At 35.8% G+C, this 21,978-nt stretch carries 20 protein-coding genes; 4 read left to right on the plus strand and 16 right to left on the minus strand.

All coding sequences use genetic code 11. The annotated features are described in order from the left end of the window. Window positions 1-6 precede the first annotated feature (6 nt). Both ACJJVI_RS13665 and mnmA read right to left on the minus strand, forming a co-directional pair. A complete protein-coding gene (locus ACJJVI_RS13665; protein ID WP_405352399.1) occupies window positions 7-1,587 on the minus strand; it encodes a S8 family serine peptidase in 1,581 nt (526 codons plus the stop codon). A 9-nt stretch (window positions 1,588-1,596) separates the two neighbouring features. Further along, window positions 1,597-2,775: a tRNA 2-thiouridine(34) synthase MnmA gene (gene mnmA / locus ACJJVI_RS13670; RefSeq protein ID WP_405352627.1), complete on the minus strand. Its 1,179-nt coding sequence runs from the start codon at window positions 2,773-2,775 to the stop codon at window positions 1,597-1,599. 189 nt (window positions 2,776-2,964) lie between these two features. On the opposite strand from mnmA, the gene ACJJVI_RS13675 reads away from it, so the two are divergent. The 3 genes from ACJJVI_RS13675 to ACJJVI_RS13685 all read left to right on the plus strand — a co-directional run bounded on the left by ACJJVI_RS13675 (window position 2,965) and on the right by ACJJVI_RS13685 (window position 4,941). Then, window positions 2,965-3,918: a fasciclin domain-containing protein gene (locus ACJJVI_RS13675; RefSeq protein ID WP_042295889.1), complete on the plus strand. Its 954-nt coding sequence runs from the start codon at window positions 2,965-2,967 to the stop codon at window positions 3,916-3,918. Between the two features lie 106 nt (window positions 3,919-4,024). Beyond that, complete coding sequence (locus ACJJVI_RS13680; RefSeq protein WP_202963590.1) at window positions 4,025-4,483, plus strand: transcription elongation factor; 459 nt, start codon at window positions 4,025-4,027, stop codon at window positions 4,481-4,483. 2 nt (window positions 4,484-4,485) lie between these two features. Further along, a complete protein-coding gene (locus ACJJVI_RS13685; protein ID WP_405352402.1) occupies window positions 4,486-4,941 on the plus strand; it encodes a hypothetical protein in 456 nt (151 codons plus the stop codon). A gap of 11 nt (window positions 4,942-4,952) precedes the next feature. Here the strand turns inward: ACJJVI_RS13685 and ACJJVI_RS13690 are convergent, their stop codons facing one another. Continuing rightward, on the minus strand, window positions 4,953-5,312 hold the full coding sequence (locus ACJJVI_RS13690) for a hypothetical protein (RefSeq protein ID WP_042270282.1): 360 nt from the start codon (window positions 5,310-5,312) through the stop codon (window positions 4,953-4,955). A gap of 94 nt (window positions 5,313-5,406) precedes the next feature. Between ACJJVI_RS13690 and rluF the strand changes: the two genes are divergently transcribed. Further along, window positions 5,407-6,168, plus strand: coding sequence for a 23S rRNA pseudouridine(2604) synthase RluF (rluF, locus tag ACJJVI_RS13695; protein WP_317291049.1), 762 nt, complete (start codon window positions 5,407-5,409; stop codon window positions 6,166-6,168). A 72-nt stretch (window positions 6,169-6,240) separates the two neighbouring features. Here rluF and ACJJVI_RS13700 read toward each other — a convergent pair whose 3' ends face one another. From ACJJVI_RS13700 to ACJJVI_RS13760, 13 genes are all read right to left on the minus strand, one after another. Further along, entirely contained in the window at window positions 6,241-9,852 is a 3,612-nt protein-coding gene (locus tag ACJJVI_RS13700) for a T9SS type A sorting domain-containing protein (RefSeq protein WP_405352404.1), read from the minus strand. Window positions 9,853-9,983: 131 nt separating this feature from the next. Further along, a complete protein-coding gene (locus ACJJVI_RS13705; protein WP_405352406.1) occupies window positions 9,984-11,459 on the minus strand; it encodes a TolC family protein in 1,476 nt (491 codons plus the stop codon). After that, window positions 11,437-12,792: an HlyD family secretion protein gene (locus ACJJVI_RS13710; RefSeq protein ID WP_036581338.1), complete on the minus strand. Its 1,356-nt coding sequence runs from the start codon at window positions 12,790-12,792 to the stop codon at window positions 11,437-11,439. The genes ACJJVI_RS13705 and ACJJVI_RS13710 overlap by 23 nt, the downstream gene beginning before the upstream one ends. Before the next feature lie 6 nt (window positions 12,793-12,798). After that, entirely contained in the window at window positions 12,799-14,472 is a 1,674-nt protein-coding gene (locus tag ACJJVI_RS13715; protein ID WP_042270279.1) for a peptidase domain-containing ABC transporter, read from the minus strand. Window positions 14,473-14,475: 3 nt separating this feature from the next. After that, on the minus strand, window positions 14,476-15,147 hold the full coding sequence (locus tag ACJJVI_RS13720) for a TetR/AcrR family transcriptional regulator (RefSeq protein ID WP_405352409.1): 672 nt from the start codon (window positions 15,145-15,147) through the stop codon (window positions 14,476-14,478). A gap of 150 nt (window positions 15,148-15,297) precedes the next feature. Beyond that, window positions 15,298-15,573, minus strand: a complete 276-nt coding sequence (locus ACJJVI_RS13725; protein WP_042246653.1) for an ATP-dependent Clp protease adaptor ClpS — start codon at window positions 15,571-15,573, stop codon at window positions 15,298-15,300. A gap of 60 nt (window positions 15,574-15,633) precedes the next feature. Then, window positions 15,634-16,485, minus strand: a complete 852-nt coding sequence (prmA, locus tag ACJJVI_RS13730; RefSeq protein WP_405352410.1) for a 50S ribosomal protein L11 methyltransferase — start codon at window positions 16,483-16,485, stop codon at window positions 15,634-15,636. After that, window positions 16,475-17,059 (minus strand): DUF1287 domain-containing protein, encoded by a 585-nt coding sequence (locus ACJJVI_RS13735; RefSeq protein WP_405352412.1) that lies wholly within the window; start codon window positions 17,057-17,059, stop codon window positions 16,475-16,477. The genes prmA and ACJJVI_RS13735 overlap by 11 nt, the downstream gene beginning before the upstream one ends. After that, entirely contained in the window at window positions 17,049-17,801 is a 753-nt protein-coding gene (gene tpiA, locus ACJJVI_RS13740) for a triose-phosphate isomerase (RefSeq protein ID WP_042270275.1), read from the minus strand. Before tpiA ends, ACJJVI_RS13735 begins: the two co-directional genes overlap by 11 nt. 21 nt (window positions 17,802-17,822) lie before the next feature. Beyond that, window positions 17,823-18,899: an ABC transporter permease gene (locus tag ACJJVI_RS13745; protein ID WP_405352415.1), complete on the minus strand. Its 1,077-nt coding sequence runs from the start codon at window positions 18,897-18,899 to the stop codon at window positions 17,823-17,825. Beyond that, complete coding sequence (locus ACJJVI_RS13750; RefSeq protein ID WP_036581353.1) at window positions 18,896-19,987, minus strand: BT_3928 family protein; 1,092 nt, start codon at window positions 19,985-19,987, stop codon at window positions 18,896-18,898. The genes ACJJVI_RS13745 and ACJJVI_RS13750 overlap by 4 nt, the downstream gene beginning before the upstream one ends. A gap of 157 nt (window positions 19,988-20,144) precedes the next feature. Next, window positions 20,145-21,077, minus strand: coding sequence for a peptidylprolyl isomerase (locus tag ACJJVI_RS13755; protein ID WP_036582076.1), 933 nt, complete (start codon window positions 21,075-21,077; stop codon window positions 20,145-20,147). A gap of 133 nt (window positions 21,078-21,210) precedes the next feature. After that, on the minus strand, window positions 21,211-21,798 hold the full coding sequence (locus tag ACJJVI_RS13760) for a hypothetical protein (RefSeq protein ID WP_405352417.1): 588 nt from the start codon (window positions 21,796-21,798) through the stop codon (window positions 21,211-21,213). Between the last annotated feature and the right edge of the window lie 180 nt (window positions 21,799-21,978).

The following is a 21,978-nucleotide window of genomic DNA, read 5'->3' on the forward strand; positions in this document are numbered from 1 at the left end:
AAATACTTAAAAAACTACTTTTATTGATCTATTCATATCTTCGATATGGAATATATAAATACCAGAATTAAAAGAGTTCAAATCTAATGGCTTTTCATTCTCAAGCATGCCATTCCACACGCACTGGCCCATAAGGTTATACAGTCTAGCTTTTACCGCTGGATGCTTTTGTGGTAAATCAATCACGAACTGTTTACTACCATCGATGTAGTGGTTCAATTCTAGACCTTCTAACTGTATTGTACTCAAAATTTGAAATACCGCGCCAAAATCAGGAATACCATATCCAAATTGATTATTTGGAGTCATAAAATTATCTGCACTTTGTTCTACAGCATTTTTAATTTGTAAAGGTATTACATTAGGATATGCTTGTATCAGACAGGCAATAGCACCGCTAATTAAAGGAGCGCTATAAGAGGTACCACTACCAGAAACTAAAGCTCCATTTTCAGTAATTAGTGCCGTACTGCTTCCTTGAGCTACTACGTTAGGTTTTAAACGATTATCAAACGTTGGACCTATACTAGAGAAATTAGACAACTGTTCCGTTGCTGTTACAGATCCTATGCTAAAGGCTCCATCAGCATCTGCAGGTGCACTTATATAGGGATGCGAAGTCGACGTTCCAGAATTACCGGCACTTACCACGACAAACAATCCTTTCTCAAAAGCCACATTTGCACCACGTGATATAAAAGCCGTTTGTCCGTCGAGATCTGTATAACTCAAACTTTCTGCAGGGTTATCAAATCCTAAATAACCTAGCGACACATTGATAACATCAACACCTAGTGAATCTGCTCGTTCTGCTGCGGCAACCCAATAACTTAATTCTACTGGTGTTTCTGTTGCAACATCTTCCGTTCTGAATAAATAATATTGCGCATCAGGCGCGCTTCCTTCATAATTACCAGCCTCATGTGCTGCCATAATACTCAACACTCGTGCACCGTGAAAATGATCTCCATAATAACTATTATCGCCTGCTACAAAATCATAACCACCAGCGATTCCATTATTATTACGCAATTGATTAAATGCAGGATTAGTATCTACGTTAGGGAAACCGCTATCAGTTACAGCGATAGTAACACCTGTTCCTGTATGACCCAAATCATGTAAATCATTAAGTCCTATCATGTTAATTTGGTTCAATGCATTACCATACGTGAGCGGCGGCATCGTAGTCTGGACAAATTTATTATGGTTGTTGATTTGAGCCATTTTAGTCGGATCTGCAAAATCCACGCTCGACACAAAAGAAAATGTTGTTAATGCATTAATATCTGTTTCTAAACCCGTAACATGTACACAATTAAACCATTTAGACTGAGTTTTATAAGTGATACCAGGCTGAGATTGGATTTGTGCGACATAACTTTGATTGACAGGCACGTCTCGATCATCTATAGCAATTCCATGCCTTGCCTTGCGTTGTATTGCCTTTTGAGTAAGTATACTTTGTGGCGACGCTATACTAGCAGTGACATTAGGCTTATCTGTAAAGTAAATCCATGCATGAAGTTCTTGTGCATACGCTTTCGCGAAAGCGAGATAAAAAACAATACACAGAATAACTCTCATGTGAGCAAGTTAAGAAATAACACCCGAACCTAAACATTCATTATCCCGATACCATGCTGCAAACTGTCCAGGTGAAATAGCACTTTGTGGTGTGTTAAAAATCAAATAAGCGCCATCACTTACTACATTTAAAACTGCCTTTTCTAAGGTCTGTCTGTAACGAATTCTGGCCATCACATCCATGGTCTGTCCTGGTAGAAGTGCCAGATCTTCACGTATCCAGTGTAACTCACTTTTATCTATAAAAAGTCCACGACGGTAAAGTCCTGGATGCTGTTTTCCCTGTCCTACATAAATAGTATTACTCTTTACGTCTGTCTCTATCACAAATAATGGTAGAGGTGTTCCTCCTACAGCGAGGCCTTTGCGCTGTCCACGTGTAAAGTAATGAGCTCCTTGATGTGTGCCCAGTTTTTTACCTTCATGTGGTTGATAGTGTCGCTTGCGCGAAAGCGTCACCATAGTATCCTCACCTTCCACAACTTCAGCTTTATCCATACTTACCTGTGCTGGAATTTCTATAATATCACCCGTTTTAGGTTTCAATTGTTGCTGTAAAAAGTCTGGTAAACGTACTTTACCTATAAAACACAATCCTTGCGAGTCCTTCTTACCTGCAGTAATTAAATCTTGTGAAGCTGCAATTTCTCGAACTTGAGGTTTTTGAAGATGCCCTATAGGGAATAACGTACGAGCTAACTGCTCTTGTGACACCTGACATAGAAAATAGCTTTGATCTTTATTAAGATCTGCACCACCCATAAGATGATGAATTTCTTTACCATCAATCATGGTGGTTGTCTTCTGACAGTAGTGTCCTGTAGCAACATAATCTGCTCCTAATTCTAAAGCGATATCCATAAAGACATCAAATTTAATCTCACGATTACATAAAACGTCTGGATTAGGCGTGCGACCACGTGCATACTCATCAAACATATAATCGACGATACGCTCTTTATATTGTTCACTTAAATCTACAGTCTGAAACGGTATCCCTAGCTTATCTGCGACTAACATCGCGTCATTTGAATCTTCTAACCATGGACACTCATCACTTATGGTAACGGTATCATCATGCCAATTCTTCATAAATAGACCTATAACTTCGTGACCTTGCTCTTTTAAAAGATATGCCGCGACGCTAGAATCTACTCCACCTGAAAGTCCTACTACTACTTTTGCCATGCTGCAAAAATAATTCATATGTATTACAGTTAACCTTGTAGGCAGGTTGATTTTTCTTATAGTGAGCATGATAAAAATTGATAATGAACAGTCCTAATTTATTGTTTAATATTTTTAACAAATCATTAAACATAATAGAAAGTGTTTGAGACTATATTTGAACAAATAAAAAAACTAAAACCCAAACTCATGAAAAAGTTAATAACCAATTTCAAGGTATTGATGCTTGTGGCACTTACCATAGGTGCAGCATCTTGTACAGATGATGATGACAACGGCGGAGTATTAGATAATAACAATTCTGCTTATGACTTAACAGTAGACAATGCTGATTTTACTATTCTTAATGCGGCATTATTAAGAACAGGATTAGACGCGACACTAGATCAAGCAGGTGGAACATTTACCGTTTTTGCACCGACAGACACAGCTTTCCAAACATTTTTATCAGCAAATGGTTTTGCTACTATAGATGATGTGCCAGTTTTAATTTTAAGAAACACATTGCGCAACCACGTACTAGGAACTGTGGCACGATCAACAGACCTTACTGATGGGTATGTAAAGACCAGTGCAACGAACGGTGATGGTGACGCATTAGATTTATACGTAGACCTTACAGCTGGTGTAGTACTTAATGGTGGTGCAGAGGTTACTATGGCAGATGTAAATGTGGATAATGGAGTCGTTCATGTAGTGGATGAGGTAATTGCTTTACCTACAGTAGTTACACTAGCAGCCGCTAACCCTAGTTTTTCAAATCTAGTTACTGCAGTAGACCAGGAAGGATTAGTACCTACATTAAGCGATGACACAGCAACTTTTACTGTATTTGCTCCTACTAATGATGCTTTTCAAGCATTAATAGACGAAAGCACAACAGACGGATTAAATAATATATCAGACGTTCTAGCTTTATCTAATTTAACAGATGTACTTACTTACCACGTAGTGAGTGGTGCAGCGGTAAGAGCCGAAAATATTGTAGACGGCGCAAATGTAGATCCTATAGGACCTGGAACTTTTTCTATTACAGGAACAGTAATTACAGACGCACAAACAAGAGATACAAACATTATTGTAACTAACGTTACAGCAATTAATGGTGTAGTACACGCAATAGATAACGTGTTGCTACCATAAACTTTTAGGTTAGTAGAGAAAAAGCCTCATTGCCTCGTGCGTGAGGCTTTTTTGTTTTATAAAATCTCGCGATGATATTGTTTACTTTTACAGTTTAATATCCTTTATGAAATCTACTGCCTTTAAAAAAGAAATTTATGATCACTGTCATCATATCTTAGAAGACCGAATGGCAACCATTACTAAAAATCTAGATCGCCTTATGGACTCAAAACAAAATGAGACCAAAAGTAGTGCTGGTGATAAGTATGAAACAGGTATGGCCATGATTCAAAATGAGGAAGATTTATTCAAAAGGCAACTTGCAGACACCTCTAAAATAATGGAGCATTTTAAAAAAATAGATGCTGTAAAAAAATGTGATATAGTAGAACCTGGCGCACTTTTAAAGTTGCCTGCCGGCTGGTTTTATGTAAGTGCTGGAATGGGAAAAGTTATGGTAGATGGAGAAGCCATATTCTGTATCTCTCTACAATCACCTATAGGAGTAGCTTTAAAACATAAAAAGAAGAATGATATCATAAGCTTTAATGATCAAAAATTTACGATTCAAGAAATCTACTAGTCATGAAAAAGCTACAACAACAACTCACAGAACTTCAAAAGTTTATTGAATTAGGAGATAAGCAAAATAAAACAATATCTAAAGTAGGTAGCTACTGGCACATTGATCATACCTTACGTGTATTTAATGGTATACCACAAGCTTTAAAAAACTCAAATCCTCAAAATTTTGAACCTAAATGGTCTTTTCTTAAATGGACAATCATGACATTTAAAAAAATCCCTAGAGGAAAAGGTCGTGCCCCTAAACATGTGTTACCAGAAGATCATATCACAAAAACTGATTTGCTTCAACAAATACAGCTAGCAGAAAATGGCCTTGATGATATTGAACAGCTAGATGCACAATGCCATTTTAAACATCCCTTATTTGGGCATTTAGATTTAAAAGAATCTCAAAAATTCCTTGCCATTCATACAGAGCATCATTTAAAAATTATCAGAGACATTTTTAAATAATCATCTTATAATTATTCCTCTTCGTCTTCAACTTTAGGAACAAACATTTCTGTGCGCTCTAGAAGCTTATCAGACACCTTAAATTCTGTACTGAAATTATACGTTTTATCTTCATAAAAGTATTTATAATAAGCAGTCTTCAACCACCTTACGTCAGTTGCTTTCTTGTTGTACTCATCATGCGTTGCTATTTTAACCACTTCATTATCTTTCCATACTAGCAATCGATATGCTCCTACTCCATTACTTGCACATCGTTTGATAAGTTCTTTAAAATGGTCTGCATTAAACACATAAATAGATTCCTTTTTCACCTCATAATTAAGGTCGCTGAAAAGGGTTTGCGTTAAGAATTGTTCTTGTGGAGTCATGGAAATAAATTAAAGCACAAAGGTAGGTTGAACTATAGTGTCAATAACATCTTTCAAAGAAGAAAATATAAACTCAAAATCCTACCTTTGCCACATGTCTGAAAACAAAGGAATACGCATTAATAAATACTTGAGTGAACAAGGTTTTTGCTCACGTCGTGCCGCAGATCGATTAATCGAGCAACAGCGCGTCACCATCAATGGTTCTGTTCCTGAAATGGGAACTAAAGTTCAACCTGATGATAAAGTTGCTGTAGATGGTGAACCTATTTCAAAAAAGAAAGAAAAGCCTGTTTACATCGCATTTCACAAACCTACTGGGATTGTATGTACGACAGACACACGTGTAGAACCTGATAATATTATTGAGTACATTAATTATCCTACTCGTATTTTCCCCATAGGACGATTAGATAAAATGAGCGAAGGCTTAATTTTTCTAACTAACGACGGTGACATCGTTAATAAAATATTACGCTCTCGTAATAATCATGGTAAAGAATACATTGTTACTGTAGACCATAGTATTGATGACCGATTTATTAGAAGAATGGCATCAGGAATACCTATTCTAGACACGGTAACTAAAAAGTGTGAAGTAGAGCAAATAGGACGTAAGACCTTTAGAATTGTATTAACGCAAGGATTAAACAGACAGATACGTCGTATGTGTGAGTATCTAGATTATCGTGTAACAAAATTGAAACGTATACGCATTATGAATGTAGAACTAGATATTCCTAAAGGTACTTATCGTGATTTAACTAAAGAAGAACTAGATGAAATCTACAGACTCACTGCAGAGAGCACAAAAATATATCAAGAAGAAAATAATATTTCTGACGAAGTAGATTAACCTATCCATAATAGATAGAAAAGCCTCGATAATTATCGAGGCTTTTTTTATTTAATATAATTACGTTTTCAATTATTGTTTCACCACTTTAGTGGTATAAGTTTCATTTCCGTTACGCAACTCAGCAATGTAAATTCCTGCAGGTAGTTCAGTAAGATCTATTTGAGGATGGTTGTTTGTTAGCTTTCGCGAAAGCGTAATTCTACCTCTCACATCATATAAAACAACCTGTGCGTTTTCTAACATACCATTTTGCAAGTTTACCTGTACGCTTCCAGAAGTAGGATTAGGTACTAGACTGAAGTTTACTGTTTGTGGTGTATCAATACTTAATGGCGTTTGGAAAGTTGATGTAAACGTATTAGTAATAATAGGCGGATTGAAATCGAAATAAATTTCGGCTGTATTAGGTATTACCGTTCCTTCTATTGATGTTATAGGTTTTATTTTAAAGTATACATAACCATTTGCGCCTACTGGATCTGTGGCAGCGTCTGGCAATAAAATATTATCAAATCTCCAAACTACTTGATCTTCCATACGTTCCATAACATATGCATGACTTGCATCTATCATTTCAATAGAGTTCCAGTCCAGTTGTGCGTCTAGTGTATCTTCAATGCGCACGTTAATCGCACTGGCTGTTCCAGTATTTTCAAACCTGATGGTGTAGTAGAAATAGTCATTAGGACCAAATTCTGCTGGGTTAATAAACGCTCCACGAGATTCCATTTTATCATTAGGGTCATAACTACCTATGACGATTTGTGAACTTATACTAGAATTGTTATTAGGCGTGATGTCATTTGCAACAGGTGTTATACTTGCGGTATTTGTTAAAACATCTCCTAGGTTAATATTAGGTATTACAGGAATTTGCATCTCTATTTCCATCGTGCGGTATTCAAATGGTAATAGATTAGTGTAATTTAAGTCCACAGTCAATGGGTTAATGACTGCCGCTGGATCATCTACCGCAACTATAGAAAGCTGTGTGTCATAAGTATATTGTAATTGTCCCATTGCCACAGGTGTAGTTCCTAGATTTGCATAAACGACGGTTTCTTTATAAGTGAAACCTGGTCGAGGTTGTTGTTGCGGTATAATGTAAACCACTACATCTTCATAAGCAGCAAGAGGTGTTACTAGAAAATCTCTTGTTGTTACTCCTGACCCTGCAGGAATACTTTGTGCTGTATATGTTGCTGGTGATACGGAGTAATTTGATGCATAAGCTGGTAAAACAGTATAACCTAAATCATAACTATTTGTTGGGTCTGAATCATAGATACTATATGCTGCTATTGGTGTTGCTACTTGCATGACACTACCATTCATGTTCTTTTCCCAATCAAAAATCCCCAATGGAAAAGGTACATCTGTTGCGTCCACTACTCCATTTAAGTTAACATCTAGGATAGATTGCATTCTAATCCCATCACAATTAACGGTAGCCGTACTACTTGTGCCTATTTCTACTTTTAAGAAACCTGGAGTATTTGAGAAGTTTGAAGTCAACAATAAATAGTATTCACCAGCTTGTGCATTATTTATTTGTCCGATTTCTGGCATGTTTACAGAAAAACTATGATCAACATAATTAGCCTGTGTAATTCCATTTGCACAACCACCAGTAGCGGTTGTAAAAGGACCATATAAGGCATAATCGACATCTAAGTCTTGCCCTAAAAAGTCAGGTTGTGTGTTTTGCCACACCTCAATAGTTAAGTCACCACTTGTTGCGATGGGAATATAGAACCATGACGGATTGCGAGGTCCTGTAGCTGAAGAAAACGGATAATAGTTCCCGGCTTCGGCAGTTGAACCGTCAAAAATATTAATGAATGGTTGACCGATACGATCACATAATGAAAGTGCATTATCACATAAATAAGAGTTATTGCAATTTCCTTGAGCATTTAACTGTATGGAATAAATCACATCACAATCACCAGCCACGGTTTCTCTTACAAATATTGTATTGAATGGACTATTAACTGGGAAACTATAAAGCAAAGGGTTAGTAATTGATTGGGTCTCATTTTGAGCATCTACAATATCCTCGTAGTAAGTCAATACATTACCGGTATTAAGTTGAGTTGCCACTACAGTAAGATCAAAATCTACATTTCCATTAAGGTCAACGTCGCATTCATCTAATATCAGCGAAGTTGTATTATCATAGGTATAAGTATTAATGAACAGATCAAAGCTACCTACTCTATAAGCTCCAGTCGCATTTTCTTCTAGCCTAAAGTATATCATCTGATTATTATTAATACAGTGATTGTTAGGAGTTGATATCGCACTGGTATCGGCATTTGCGTCTGCATTAGTATTATGATAAGAAATACTGAAATCTGCAGGATTATTAGTTGCCATAATTTGAGCAGCGTGTTGTGTAAGGTCAAAGCAAACTTGAACTCCAGGATCTGCACATTGTAATAAATGAGATGGATTACCTATAGAGAAGCAAATAGGATCAATAATAAGTTGTAATGGTGAAGCACTAGCGCAACCAGAAGTAAAAAAGTCTGTTCTTACAAAAACTTGACTAACTGCAATTGCCGTTGATAACTGCGCACCATAGCCTACTGGATTTATGCGGTTTAAAGCATCTTGTTGTGTTAAATAGTATTCTGTAAATGCACTATTCACATTAGATGTCGCGGTCGCATCAATCTCTGCAAGTACAGTAGCGCTATTCCAATCAATAAATCCATCACCATCATCATCACAGCCCGTAATAGGAGTTAAATTAAATACTGGTGGTGCTGGACTGATAACTAAGTTAAAAGATTGAGAAGTATCTCCACTTCCTGTAGTAAGATCATAAACTCTAACAAAGATAGGTTGCGATGTAGATGTACAATAAGGAGAAGTTAATGGGTTTACGTTGTTATCAGCATCTGCTTGAGAAATATGATAAGTGACACTATACTGGTTTGGTGAAAGCGTTCCGAGAGCTGGAAAATCATTCACGTTTAAATCAAAACATGCTGAATTATTTTGATCTTCGCACTCTTCTAAATCGATTACTTGAGAATTCTGATTACAGTCTGTTAGAGTTGCTACTACATTAATGACTACATGACAGTTTAATGTAGTCTGTACTCTTATAAATAAATCTGTGGGAATGTTTGCTTGATTAATAAAAGTAGTCGACAGCGGATTTGAATTAGTATCTGCATCTTGATAACTCAAAAAGTAAGTGACAAGTAAATTATTCTGTCCGTTTGAAAGAAAAGGTTCTATATCAAAAAGGTCTACTTGAACTTCACCAGTGGCAGTAATAGAACCACAATACGTAAAAGTCTGTAAATTATTAACTACAGGTAATGACTCAACGACTAAATTACTAGTAGTAATATTAAAATTACCCGTTGTATTATCATCAACACGTATAAAAATCAACTCTGGATTAGTAACATTTGAATAATTTGCCATGGGCAGTTGATTCAAATTATTAACGGCATCAAATTGAGAAGAAAAATAAGTTACGCTATGTGTCGTTGAACTTTGGTTTGCTAATGCTGTAGCGTCCCAAAATGTTAAATCAAAAACTTCTGTTCCGTCATTAGAAACATCATCACATAAAATATAATCTGGAACTGGACCAGCAGTTACTTGTGCTGTAGCAATGGTAGTCAACAGTAGTACTGTTAAGAGTAAAATTCTTTTCATGGCGGTAGTTTTATGGTTATAAGTTAGTTGAAATCATGGTCATTTCAGGTATTGAACGACCTTTTTAGACTACTGACTTATTCCATAGATGAACTAATAACCAGATGGTTGCGTGAAAAAGTTTCCTACTTTTATAAATTCTCTGGCATTACTGCTAGACTCTTAAATAAATTTGCTTTTGATATAAAAAGTTTTTTATAGGTATTAATTTCCTTAAGTTTTGAATCGATTAATTTAACCTCTCTACTGTTGATGAGGAATAAGGAACTATCACCTAAGTCAAATTTACGTTCTTCTCCCGTTAACATAATTTGCGATGACTCTACAATATTAGTAATCATATTTACTTGAACATTATAAGAATCTAACTCATTAAAAATACTTGTCACCTTATTCTTAATTTCTAGTTGTGAAGATGCTAGATCGTATTGTGCATCTGCAATTTTAATTTTTGCTAGCCTTAAATCTCCGCGTTCCTTTCTTAAAAATAAAGGCATAGAAAAAGTAATACCACCTTTATAATTTGCTGTTTGAAAACTATTAAACTCATTCCACTCTGGTGAAAGAAAATTATAATCGAGTGTTAACTTAGGCAGTAGTTTATTTGCCTTTAATCGTCTATCGATATCTAATTGATCAATCTTAAAATTCATGGAGCGCAACTTAGGATGATTCTCGATGGTAAACTCATTTAAAGTAAAACCATAAATCTCTAGCGTTGCATCGATCTCGTTATTTAAATCTTCTTGGGGCACTATATTAGGTTGTAATTCTACAGGCACTTCATTAAGCCATAGAAAATTAGAAAGTTCGAGGCGCTGTTTAACTAGCTGTATGCGTGCCTGCTCTCTATTAAGCGCTCTGTTTTGTGCCGCAATGCCAGCCTCTACCGTATCGATAGCTGCTTTATCACCAGCTACAAAACTACTTTTCACTGCTTGAAATCTGATTTGAGCATTTTCATAAAACTGATCATAAACTTTATATTCTTCATGGATTTGCCACCACTTAAAATATGCTAGTGCAGCTTCATATAACACCGCATTTACTAACAAGTCGCGATCCACTACACTTTGCTCACTATAAATTTTGGCTTTACGCAATGTTGCCATACGTTCATTTATCAAAAACCCTTGTCCTAGATTAACACTCACACCAGCGTTATACAACCCATTTTCTGGAACTGTATTTGACGGGTCTAAAAAAGTACCTTCATTGCGTTCTACACCAGCTTTAAACTCTAAACCATACCAGGTAGGTATTTTAAACATTGCATTAAGTTGATCATAATACTCTGTTCCTTTAAACTCTTTACGGTCATAGTCTACCTCAATTTTTGGATCAAATCCACCACGAGAACGCAGCAAATTAGCCTGTCCACCATCGATTAATAGTTGCGCCTGTTTTGCTATAGGATGATGTGCTTTTACAAATCCCATGTACTCTCTAAAACTCATTTCAGTAGAATCCAGAGCAACAGTTGATTGTTGGATAGTGTGTTGAATACGCTTTCGCGAAAGCGGACTCTCTAACACCGTAGCATTGATCATAAAGCTTATAAACGTCCCTAAAATGAATAGGTATTTACTTCTTTTTCTTATCGGCATCTTTTGTAGTTTTAGGCTGATAATAATTAGGCGGGAAACCGTTTAAACGTCGCCATAGTTCATACCATATAGGTACATCTTCTAACAATGCAATGGTATATGCACCCGAACCAGCGCGCAATGCGGTAGGCCATGGATGATCGTTCTCATCTGGTGCTAGTAGAACACGATATTTTCCATTATCACTGATAAAGGTTTCAACAGCAACCACTTTTGCGCCATAGGTACCATAGGAAACATTAGGCCAACCTGAAAAAACAATAGCTGGCCAGCCATCAAACTGAACTCGTACTTCTTCACCTAGATGAATTAAAGGTAAATCTAGTGGCTCTACAAAGGTCTCTACAGCTAGGTCATAGTCTGCTGGCATCACATTTACTAATGGTTCTCCTTCTTTAAAAGTTTCTCCTATTCCACCAAATATCGCCTTATTTATATAACCATTTTGAGGTGCGGTAATGAAGTAAAGATCATTACGCATTTGATAGTTTGTACGGTCCGTCTCTAATTTAGATACTTGCGCCTCTGCATCAAACTGGCTGGATTGTGCTGTAAATTGATCACTACGTGCTTTGGCGATCTTTTCTGCATACTCTTGTTGTATGCGATTAAGGTCAATTTGCGCATTAATGATATCATTGCGGCTCGTTAATAATTTATTTTCTTGAGATATTAATTTAGCTTGAGTCTCTTGAGTTTTTAATCGTTTTTCTTCCACCTCAGTCATAGGCTTAAGACCTTCATTGTTTAAGGTCTGGGCTCGTTGCAATTGAGTTTCGGCTATTTTTAAATTAGTTTGTGCTGCGATGTAGTCGATACTATCTGTAGTCACTTTTAGTCGTGATTGCATCAACTTATTGCGACCTTGCTCTAGTTTTAATTGTCTTTCTTGAGCAAGAGCAGCAATCTGACTATTTAGAGCTTTTACCTTCTCGCTATAAGATGAAACGCTCATCGTTTTGGCATCAATTTGCTGTCCCGTACGTTCTACAAGATTAGGATCAAAATACTCGTTCTTGATCTCGCTGATGCGCAGGATCGTATCACCCTTTGCAACAAAGTCACCTTCCCGAACAAGCCATTGTTCAATTCTACCAGGAATGGGAGATTGAATAGTCTGTGGTCGTTGATCTGGTGTAAGTGTAGTGACGTAACCATTACCAGTAACATTTTGAGTCCATGGCAAGAATAGTATAACAACACAAGCAATTGCTGCGCCTGTTAAAAATCTATTGAAATATTTATAGTGTCTACGTTCTAGAACACGCTGACCCGACTTATAATTAATAAGATCTAGCCTTTTAACTAATTCTGTTTGAGAAATATTGAGCATCGTTCTTTATTTATCTTCTATTAATTTTCCTTGATCAAGTGTCACTACTCGACTACATTTAGTAATCCACGCTGGATTTTGACTCACTACTACTAAGGACCATCCATTACTTTTATCTGTTAAGAACTCCATAATTCTATCTGCCTCGGCATCATCAAATTGATCTAATGGATCTTTGAGTATTAACATCTTAGGCTTGCGCACTATACTGCGAGCCAAAACGATTTTTTTAGATACGGTGTAGGATAGTTGTTTTCCTTCTGGGAATAACATTGTCTTTAAACCTAGAGGTAATTTTTTCAAAAAGCTGTTTAAACCTACTTTACTTAAAGCCCAGTATACTTGATCATCTGTAATTTCAGGATCACCAAAGGTGATGTTCTCCCTTAAGGTACCTTCAAATGGTGACTCTTCAGTTAATGATTGACCTATGTGAGACCTATAATAATTTAAATTGACACCTCGTAAATCTGTATTATTGACATATATATTACCATGTGTAGGTTCAATGATACCGGTTATGAGTCTCAATAAAGTTGCTTTACCACTACCATTACTACCTCTTAAAGCGATATTACAGGATTGGGTAATTTTAAGTGAAACATCATTTATGATAGGCAAACTTCTGTCCTCTACTTCATAGGTAACATGCTCTAAGTCAACAGAAAAATTATCGTCATCTTTAAATGGTTTTTCACCATCCATAGGCTCTAATTCTTTATCCACCACGTTACCTAATTTCTCTAATGAGGTTAAAACGTCATAAACCGATTCTAGGCCTGTGATTAATTTTTCAACAGCACCGATAATAATAAGGATTATCAACTCAGCAGCTACAAACTGACCTATGTTCATTTCCTGACTCAATACTAGAATACCACCTATTAACAGCAATCCTGCAGTAACTAGAACTTTAAAACCTATCATCTGTGTAAACTGGCTGATTAAAACATTAAAATGCTTTTCTCTATGCTTTAAATATTCAGACGTAAGTTGATCGTTTTTATCTACTGCAAGTGTTGTCTTACCAGATAGTTTAAAACTTACAATTGATCGAGCTACCTCTTGTAACCAATGTGCTACTTTATATTTACTTTGAGACTCCATAAGGCTACTATCGAGACCCTTTTGTGCTGTAAATTTAAACAGGATATAGACCAGCAATACTAGTAGAAATCCATAAATTATAAAGAATGGATGGTAAAACGAGAGTAATATTAAACCAAAGATAATTTGCAATAAAGCTGTAGGATAATCTACTAAAATCTTAGAAAGGCTTTTTTGTATCGTAAGTGTATCAAAAAAACGATTTGCTAGTTCTGGCGGATATATACCATGCAGTTCACTCATTTTTATTTTAGGAAAACGATATGCAAATTCAAAAGAGGAACGTGTAAAAATCTTTTGCTGTATGTTCTCTGTAATTCTAATTTGCATTAATTGTAATACACCACCAAAAGCAACTCCTAAGGTTACTAAAATAACCAGTATAATCCACGAGGTACTGATTTGTGCACCTTGTATTAAATTAATAATTGCTTGTATACCTAATGGTAAGGATAAACCAACTAATCCAGCAAATATGGCATAATAAAAAATCTGACGCACATCTTTTTTATCCAACTTAAGCATTCTTACTAAGCGCTGCCATGCGGTTAAAATATTCTTACTTTTTGCCATGATTTATTTTAAAGTTTGAAATACTAAATGTTTAAAATAGTCTGTAGGAGATACTTGATCGTTACAATCTGTTAAGTTTTTAAAATGATCTTTTAAAAAATGTTGATGTAAAGCACCTTCTAATATCGTACTACTTAATGAAGAAGGATATGGGTAATCTGAATTCACCATTAAAATCATATCCTTTACTCTTTCTACTAATCTCTTATAAATAGTAAAGTAGCCGCTTTTATTTTCTTCATCGACCTCTTTTGTAAGGTATGATTTAGAATACTCTGCAATGACGATTTTATTTAAAACAACCTCATCAATATGTTCAAACTTTGAATCTTGCTCTATAGGTTGTGTAATAATCTCAACTGCTCTACTTAAGCGATCTATAGGCACTGTAATCTTTAAAGTTTCAATCACTAATTGATACTCTAACCAGCCCCAATACCATGAAGTTAGATACAACAACAGCTTATGTTTATTTTCAAAATATCTATAAATAGAGCTCTCATTAGAGCCTATTGACTTACCTAGTTTTTTAAAGGTAAATTGTTCAAAGCCCATTTCATGAATCATAGTTATACTGTTGCTAATGATACGCTGGCCTAATTCAGACGATTCAGGATCTTTGACAAAGATTTTATCATTGATCTGCACCTTCAGGTTTTGTAGTAATCGGTCCATAGTGATTGTATTACCATACAAACATAATAGTATTACTATTAATAATAAATAGTTTTAGTATTATTTAACAATACCAAGACTTTCATTTAATTTTGAGATATAAAAAAACCTGTGATTCTCACAGGTTTTTAAAATGAAATCGAGATTATTCTATTCAATCTCTGCCGTTAATCCTGCCTCAAGCAGTTTTGTACAGCGTGGTTCTAAATCTTTATACGCACCTGTTTTAACGCTGCATTTCCCTTTATAATGGACGATCATAGAACATTGCTCTGCTTGCAATGGAGTATGGTCACATGCCGCTACTAACATATCTATAACATGATCAAAGGTGTTTACCTCATCATTGTAAAGAACGATCTTATTTTCTGCTTGTTCTAGTATCTCTAAGTCTAACTCTGGAGACACTTTTTCTTTTGTACTCATAATCATCATATTACAAAGTTAAAAAAGATATTAATCTAAATTTTAAAAGCATCTTAAATTTTAATTCTTAATCATTTTTAGCCCTACCCAGTTATCTCTAACCATATGTGAGTCGTATTGAATACCTACTTTATTACAGGCCTCTTTAATTAATTCTAGGTCTTCGGTGTAAAATCCAGAAAAAAGTATGGTTCCACCAGGTTTTAAACTTTCACCGTATACTGGTATATCTTGAAGTAAGATATTTCTATTAATGTTTGCTATAATAAAGTCATACGTTTTGCCTTCTAACTGTTCTGCACCACCTAGGATCACTTTTACTTTATCGGCTTTATTACGTTCAATATTTTCGATAGCATTTTCGTAACACCAGGTATCGATATCTATTGCATCGACGTCAATTGCACCACGCATTTGGGCAAGAATACCTAGCACTCCTGTACCACTACCCATATCTAAGACTCTTAATCCAGTTAAATCTTCATTTAACAAATGTTGGATCATCATATGAGTGGTCTGATGATGACCTGTACCGAAACTCATTTTTGGTTCAATAACGATATCGTATTCTACACCAGTCGCTTCATGAAAAGGCGCTCTTACCTCGCAGCGGTTGTCTACAGTGATTGGGTTAAAATTCTTTTCCCACTCAGCATTCCAGTTGGTAGGTTCTATTTCTGCTTTCGCGAAAGCGATATCAACTAACTCATTGCTCAAAACCTCTACATCATTTAGTATAGAATCATTATCGAGTGATTTCAAAACATAAGCTGTTACACCTGTTTCTGTTTCAACAAAGCTTTCAAATCCTGCCTCACCCAGTTGAGCTATTAAAACATCGTTCCACGGTTGAAGCGGTGTTATTGTAAATTGATATTCAATGTAAATTTGATCTGTGACGCTATGGCTCATATCTGTAATGTCCTGTTATTTTAAATTGAAACAGACAGTCTTCATATACCTGTCCTGCTCCTATATTGTGAACTATATAATATCTATTAGTCCCTTTAATTTTATTGCTACTCACGATGCCTATATGAGTTAATCCATTAGATAGTACCCAACTTACTATATCTCCTGGTAAATAATCTGACTCTAATGAAGTAACTGCGATAGAGCTGTTATGTCGTTCAAAAAAGCGTCTCAAATTAGGCACGCGCCTGTGGTCTATATTACTATCTGTACGAGTTAAACCCCAGTTTTGTGGATAAGCACTGAAGTGTTTTTTCATATCCTCATGTACTTCCTTTTGAAGATCAATGTCTACTGCTCTATATGCTCTTATGATAACATCTGTACAAACTCCATAACCAGATGGCACATCGCCGCCAGGATAATCTATTGAGAAATATGCGCCATTATACACCACATCAACTTTAGTAAGTTCATCTGCAGCATGCGCAAGTTGCCATCCAAAAGTAGTTTGACAAATTCCGCCAAATGGGATTAAAACAAACGCGGTTAACAGTAATGTTTTAAAATGCATCTGCAATAGCAAGGAAGGATTTTGCGTCTAGTGATGCTCCACCTACTAATCCGCCATCAACATCTGGCTTTGCAAAAATCTCTGCAGCGTTGCTAGGTTTCACACTACCACCATAAAGTATGCTTGTATGTCTAGCCGTCATATCCCCATATTTTGCCTGAATAAACGATCTAATATCTGCATGCATATCTTGCGCCTGTTCTGGACTAGCTGTTTCTCCAGTACCTATTGCCCATACTGGCTCATATGCTATTACAATTTGTTCCATTTGAGAAGCATTTAATTGAAAAAGACCTTTTTCAATTTGTGCCGTTACTGTACTTACATGATTACCAGCTTTACGCTGTTCTAGATGCTCTCCACAACAAAAAATAACACGCATACCTTTCTCTACTGCAGCAAGAGTTTTTGCAGCGAGCAGCTCATCAGATTCTGCATAGATATCGCGTCGCTCTGAATGTCCAACAATAACAGTTTTAACACCTACACTTTGTAGCATATCAATAGAAACTTCTCCTGTAAAAGCTCCTTTTTCTTGTTCACATACATTTTGAGCCACTACTTCTATAGGTGTATCTAATGTACTATTGAATGCTGGATATAGACATGGATGAGAAGGTGCTATCATCAACTCACAGTTATAATCTGCCTTAAGTCCTTTTTTCAGGTCACCTATTAAGGTTTGCGTCATGGATAAATCACAATTCATTTTCCAATTACCTGCAACTATATTTTTTCTCATCGTATTATTTTTAAAATGATATTAATCTAATTTAACTCTAGGATCGAGCCATACATAAATTACATCTACAAAGATATTGATAATTATAAAGAGCGTAGCAATAACTAAAACTGCTCCTGTTATTATGGGCAAGTCTAGTGTGTTAAGTGCTTCCACAATCTCTTTTCCTAGTCCGTTCCAATTAAAGATATATTCAACAAATACTGCGCCAGCAAGCATGCTAGCAAACCAACCACTAACCGCAGTAACCACTGGATTTAAAGCATTTTTAAAAGCATGTTTTTTTATAACTTGTAAGGTTGTTAGACCTTTTGCATATGCGGTGGTTATATACTCTTGACTCATCACCTCTAATAAACTATTGCGCATTAATTGAGTAATAACAGCAAGCGGTCTTATCCCTAAAACGATAGCCGGTAATATCAAATTGCGCCATTGAAGGTGCATTGCCTCTCCATAATCATCCATTTCATACAGACTACCACTCATTTTTAATCCAGTAAATTCATGCAAGACATAGCCAAATAAAAACGCAAATAAAATGGCACTAAAAAAGGATGGTACACTCATCCCCATGGTACTTACTACCTGTATGAATTTATCTAACCAGCCATCACGATATAATGCAGATATCACACCCAAGAATAAGCCTAAAACTAGTGATACACTTATCGCTGCTACAGCAAGGATCATTGTATTAGGCAAGGTTTCACCTATGACAGTGCTTACATTTTTCCCTGTTTTTTGAAAAGACTGACGTAGATAAGGAAATTTTAAAACAGTCCTAATATCTCCAATTGTAAACAATGCCACACTCGTATATTTTAAGCCGTCATCATAAGTAAAATCAGATGTCTTTGTACTATGAAAGGATAACGGTGATAAATCATTTAAAAAATATAGATACTGTGTACCAATAGACTGATCAAAACCATACTTATGTTTTACAATGGCTAGTTGGTCTGCACTTTCATTTTGTCCCATCATCATTTGTGCAGGATCACCTGGCAATAGATAAAAGAGTAAAAAAACTACTGTTACAACTCCATAAAGAGTAAGTAAAGCATAGCCTATTTTGCGCAGCGCATATGATATCATAACTCTAGGCTATCGATATCGTTCCAGTGTGATTTTGCTATTATGGTTCCTTTATCTAAGAGCATGATTCCTGGATTAGATCGTATAATAGTCTTAAGTGCCGTTTCATCAGTAACATAGAAAGTAGTTTCAAATCCATACTTTTTCATGATCTCTTGTGCTTGACTATCGCTAGACGCACTTAATGCTAGGACTTCATATCCAGCACTTTCTGCACGGTCAATAAAGGCATTTAATTTATATAAACCTTCACTCTCAGACTTACTTAAGTTATAGGTGATTACTACAGCAATTTTCTCTTTAGAAAGTATATCTGCAGTAAAATCCTCTCCATTTCTTTCAATAGAAAAATCATGAATAGGTGGCACATATCCTTTTTCAACTAGTCGTGGCTCCACTTTATCATACTTTGGATAACCGCTAGGCGGCGCTCCTTCAGTTGAGACGATTTCCTCTTTTCCATCTATAGTATAATACCAGTCGTATGCATATACATCTGGATTATTAGGATCTTCTGCCATTCCTTCTTCAATATTCACACCTACTTTATATGCTCTAAAATCTAGGATTGGTAAATGCATTAACACATAATAAGCTATTGCAAAACAAAATATAGTGACTACTAAAATGATGTATTTCAAAGACGCTTTCGCGAAAAGCGGTTGAATATACTTCATATTAAAAAACATGATCACAATTAAAATAGTAAGCAATACATCTTTAAGGAAAGACTCAAACGGTACTAAAGGTATGGCATCCCCAAAACAACCACAGTCTGTCACTTTATCAAATGCCCAAGAATAAAAGGTAAGAAACGTAAAGAATACAATCATTAATAATAAGGACCAAATCGTAAATTTCTTTTGAAAACCTATGAGCAACATCACACCCAAAACCACTTCAAAAATGACTAAAAATATAGCAAGAGGTAAGGCTAACGGCTGTAAAAATTCTAATCCCAAAACCGCAGCACTGAAATATTCATCTAGTTTATAAGAAAAACCTAGTGGATCATTTAATTTAATTAATCCGCTAAAAATAAAAAGGATACCTACAAACCATCTGCAAAATTGAACCAGTGCTTTCATTATATTTTTTTAGTTATTCAAATATAGGAATTAGGGCTGAGTTGTCGGCTTTTGCTGGTTTAGTTTATGAGATTTTTAGTGGTGTTCTAAAAGGTGAGCAATAAAAAAAGCATCGGCTTTTTAAAACCGATGCTTTTAAAAGTATAATAACTAAGGATTATTTAATCCCTACTAATTCAACGTCAAATACTAGTGTAGCATTAGGTGGGATAACACCACCAGCTCCAGCACTACCATAACCTATATGAGAAGGAATGACTAATCTAGCCTTATCTCCTACTTTAAGTAATGCAATACCTTCATCCCATCCAGCAATAACTTGTCCTGCTCCTAATTGGAAATCAATAGGCTGCTTGCGCTCAAAACTTGAATCAAACACTTTACCGTTAGGCAACATTCCTTTATAGTGTACAGAAACTGTTTTACCATTCTCTGCCTGCGCACCATTACCTTCTTGAATAATTTTATAACGCAATCCACTTTCTGTTTTATCAAATCCAGCTGCTATTTCATCTAGATCTTGCTCAGCTTGCTTGCGTGCCTGCTCTTCACGTAGTTTAGCAGCTCCTTCAAACTGACGGAACTCTTCTACAGCATTAAAAGATTGCGCTGCTTCACCTTCTCTAATAATTTCTACAGTTTCAATAGAATCTCCTTGTGCGATAGCATCTACAACATCCTGACCTTCTACAACTTTACCAAAAACGGTGTGCTTATCATCTAACCAAGCCGTTTCTACATGGGTAATAAAAAATTGAGAACCATTTGTTCCAGGACCAGCATTTGCCATACTTAATACTCCAGGACCATCGTGACGTAGTTCTGGGTGAAATTCATCATCAAATTTATAACCAGGTCCACCTGCACCAGATCCTTGTGGATCTCCACCTTGTACCATAAAGTCTGGAATTACTCTGTGAAAAGTTAACCCATCATAATATGGTGTTCCTTGTGGCTTTGCATCGTTTTCTAGATTACCTTCGGCTAAGGCAACAAAGTTTCCAACTGTACCAGGAGTTTTATCGTGGTGAAGTTGAATTAATATTGAACCTTTAGTCGTATTAAATTTTGCATAAATACCTTCTTGCATGTCTTCTTTTTTTAAGGCTACAAAGATACGCAATCAACGTAATGTCTAACTCATAGCTTATTCACAAATTCTTATAAAAAAAGCCACCACAACAATTTTGTTGTGGTGGCTTACTAATATATATTGGTAATAATTATTCTGTAGTTCCTCGCTTAAAGAAAACTCCATCATCCCAATCATCGTGATTATCATCTGGAAAATGACCGAAATCTTGGTTGTGAGTAAGTCGTTCACGCATATTTACCTGTCCACGTGCAGCAATTAATTTACCATTGCGATTATATCTTACTTCTAATCCACCTACTTGATTCAATACACCTCTTCTATATGTGTAATCCATATTAATATGTCCAATACGAGCGACCTGACCACTTGCAAAATATGAAATGCGTGTGTTTCCTATTTTAGTCACCTGACCTTTACGGTTGTATTTTACATTTATGCGATTGTTAGAACGATTTGAAGATCGTCTATTCGTATCATATCTGCGATAGTTACTGTTATTACCATAAATCTGTCTTGTATTAGGTAATTCAAACTCAACACGACCATCTGGAAAAACAGCATAGTCTACATTATTAAGAGCAAAAAGAACTGGTTGCGCATTGCGGTAACGTGTTAATTCACCCTGTAAATTATCTTGGTTTACAAGAACTTCATTTGCCTGCGCAGTAGTCATCATCATCAGACCAGCTGCCATTAAAAGTATCATTTTTTTCATGACTTTAATATTTAGGGTTTTGCCTACTCTATAAGCTTTTCGGCGTTCGCTTATTAGGTAGGTTTCAAATCTCGTGCCATTTACGCAAACGTTTGCGTAAAACATAAATCATCCATCAGTAACTGATTGAAATCGTGATAATTAACTTTATTATAAAAATATACTGAATAAAAAAATGCT

The organism is Nonlabens sp. Asnod3-H03 (assembly GCF_045063665.1).
GTDB classification, from domain to species: domain Bacteria; phylum Bacteroidota; class Bacteroidia; order Flavobacteriales; family Flavobacteriaceae; genus Nonlabens; species Nonlabens ulvanivorans.

Coding starts and splice junctions, on each gene's coding strand:
- ACJJVI_RS13665 (WP_405352399.1), bottom strand. CDS start 1,587: ATGAGAGTTATTCTGTGTATTGTTTTTTATCTCGCTTTCGCGAAAGCG.
- mnmA (WP_405352627.1), bottom strand. CDS start 2,775: ATGGCAAAAGTAGTAGTAGGACTTTCAGGTGGAGTAGATTCTAGCGTC.
- ACJJVI_RS13675 (WP_042295889.1), top strand. CDS start 2,965: ATGAAAAAGTTAATAACCAATTTCAAGGTATTGATGCTTGTGGCACTT.
- ACJJVI_RS13680 (WP_202963590.1), top strand. CDS start 4,025: ATGAAATCTACTGCCTTTAAAAAAGAAATTTATGATCACTGTCATCAT.
- ACJJVI_RS13685 (WP_405352402.1), top strand. CDS start 4,486: ATGAAAAAGCTACAACAACAACTCACAGAACTTCAAAAGTTTATTGAA.
- ACJJVI_RS13690 (WP_042270282.1), bottom strand. CDS start 5,312: ATGACTCCACAAGAACAATTCTTAACGCAAACCCTTTTCAGCGACCTT.
- rluF (WP_317291049.1), top strand. CDS start 5,407: ATGTCTGAAAACAAAGGAATACGCATTAATAAATACTTGAGTGAACAA.
- ACJJVI_RS13700 (WP_405352404.1), bottom strand. CDS start 9,852: ATGAAAAGAATTTTACTCTTAACAGTACTACTGTTGACTACCATTGCT.
- ACJJVI_RS13705 (WP_405352406.1), bottom strand. CDS start 11,459: ATGCCGATAAGAAAAAGAAGTAAATACCTATTCATTTTAGGGACGTTT.
- ACJJVI_RS13710 (WP_036581338.1), bottom strand. CDS start 12,792: ATGCTCAATATTTCTCAAACAGAATTAGTTAAAAGGCTAGATCTTATT.
- ACJJVI_RS13715 (WP_042270279.1), bottom strand. CDS start 14,472: ATGGCAAAAAGTAAGAATATTTTAACCGCATGGCAGCGCTTAGTAAGA.
- ACJJVI_RS13720 (WP_405352409.1), bottom strand. CDS start 15,147: ATGGACCGATTACTACAAAACCTGAAGGTGCAGATCAATGATAAAATC.
- ACJJVI_RS13725 (WP_042246653.1), bottom strand. CDS start 15,573: ATGAGTACAAAAGAAAAAGTGTCTCCAGAGTTAGACTTAGAGATACTA.
- prmA (WP_405352410.1), bottom strand. CDS start 16,485: ATGAGCCATAGCGTCACAGATCAAATTTACATTGAATATCAATTTACA.
- ACJJVI_RS13735 (WP_405352412.1), bottom strand. CDS start 17,059: ATGCATTTTAAAACATTACTGTTAACCGCGTTTGTTTTAATCCCATTT.
- tpiA (WP_042270275.1), bottom strand. CDS start 17,801: ATGAGAAAAAATATAGTTGCAGGTAATTGGAAAATGAATTGTGATTTA.
- ACJJVI_RS13745 (WP_405352415.1), bottom strand. CDS start 18,899: ATGATATCATATGCGCTGCGCAAAATAGGCTATGCTTTACTTACTCTT.
- ACJJVI_RS13750 (WP_036581353.1), bottom strand. CDS start 19,987: ATGAAAGCACTGGTTCAATTTTGCAGATGGTTTGTAGGTATCCTTTTT.
- ACJJVI_RS13755 (WP_036582076.1), bottom strand. CDS start 21,077: ATGCAAGAAGGTATTTATGCAAAATTTAATACGACTAAAGGTTCAATA.
- ACJJVI_RS13760 (WP_405352417.1), bottom strand. CDS start 21,798: ATGAAAAAAATGATACTTTTAATGGCAGCTGGTCTGATGATGATGACT.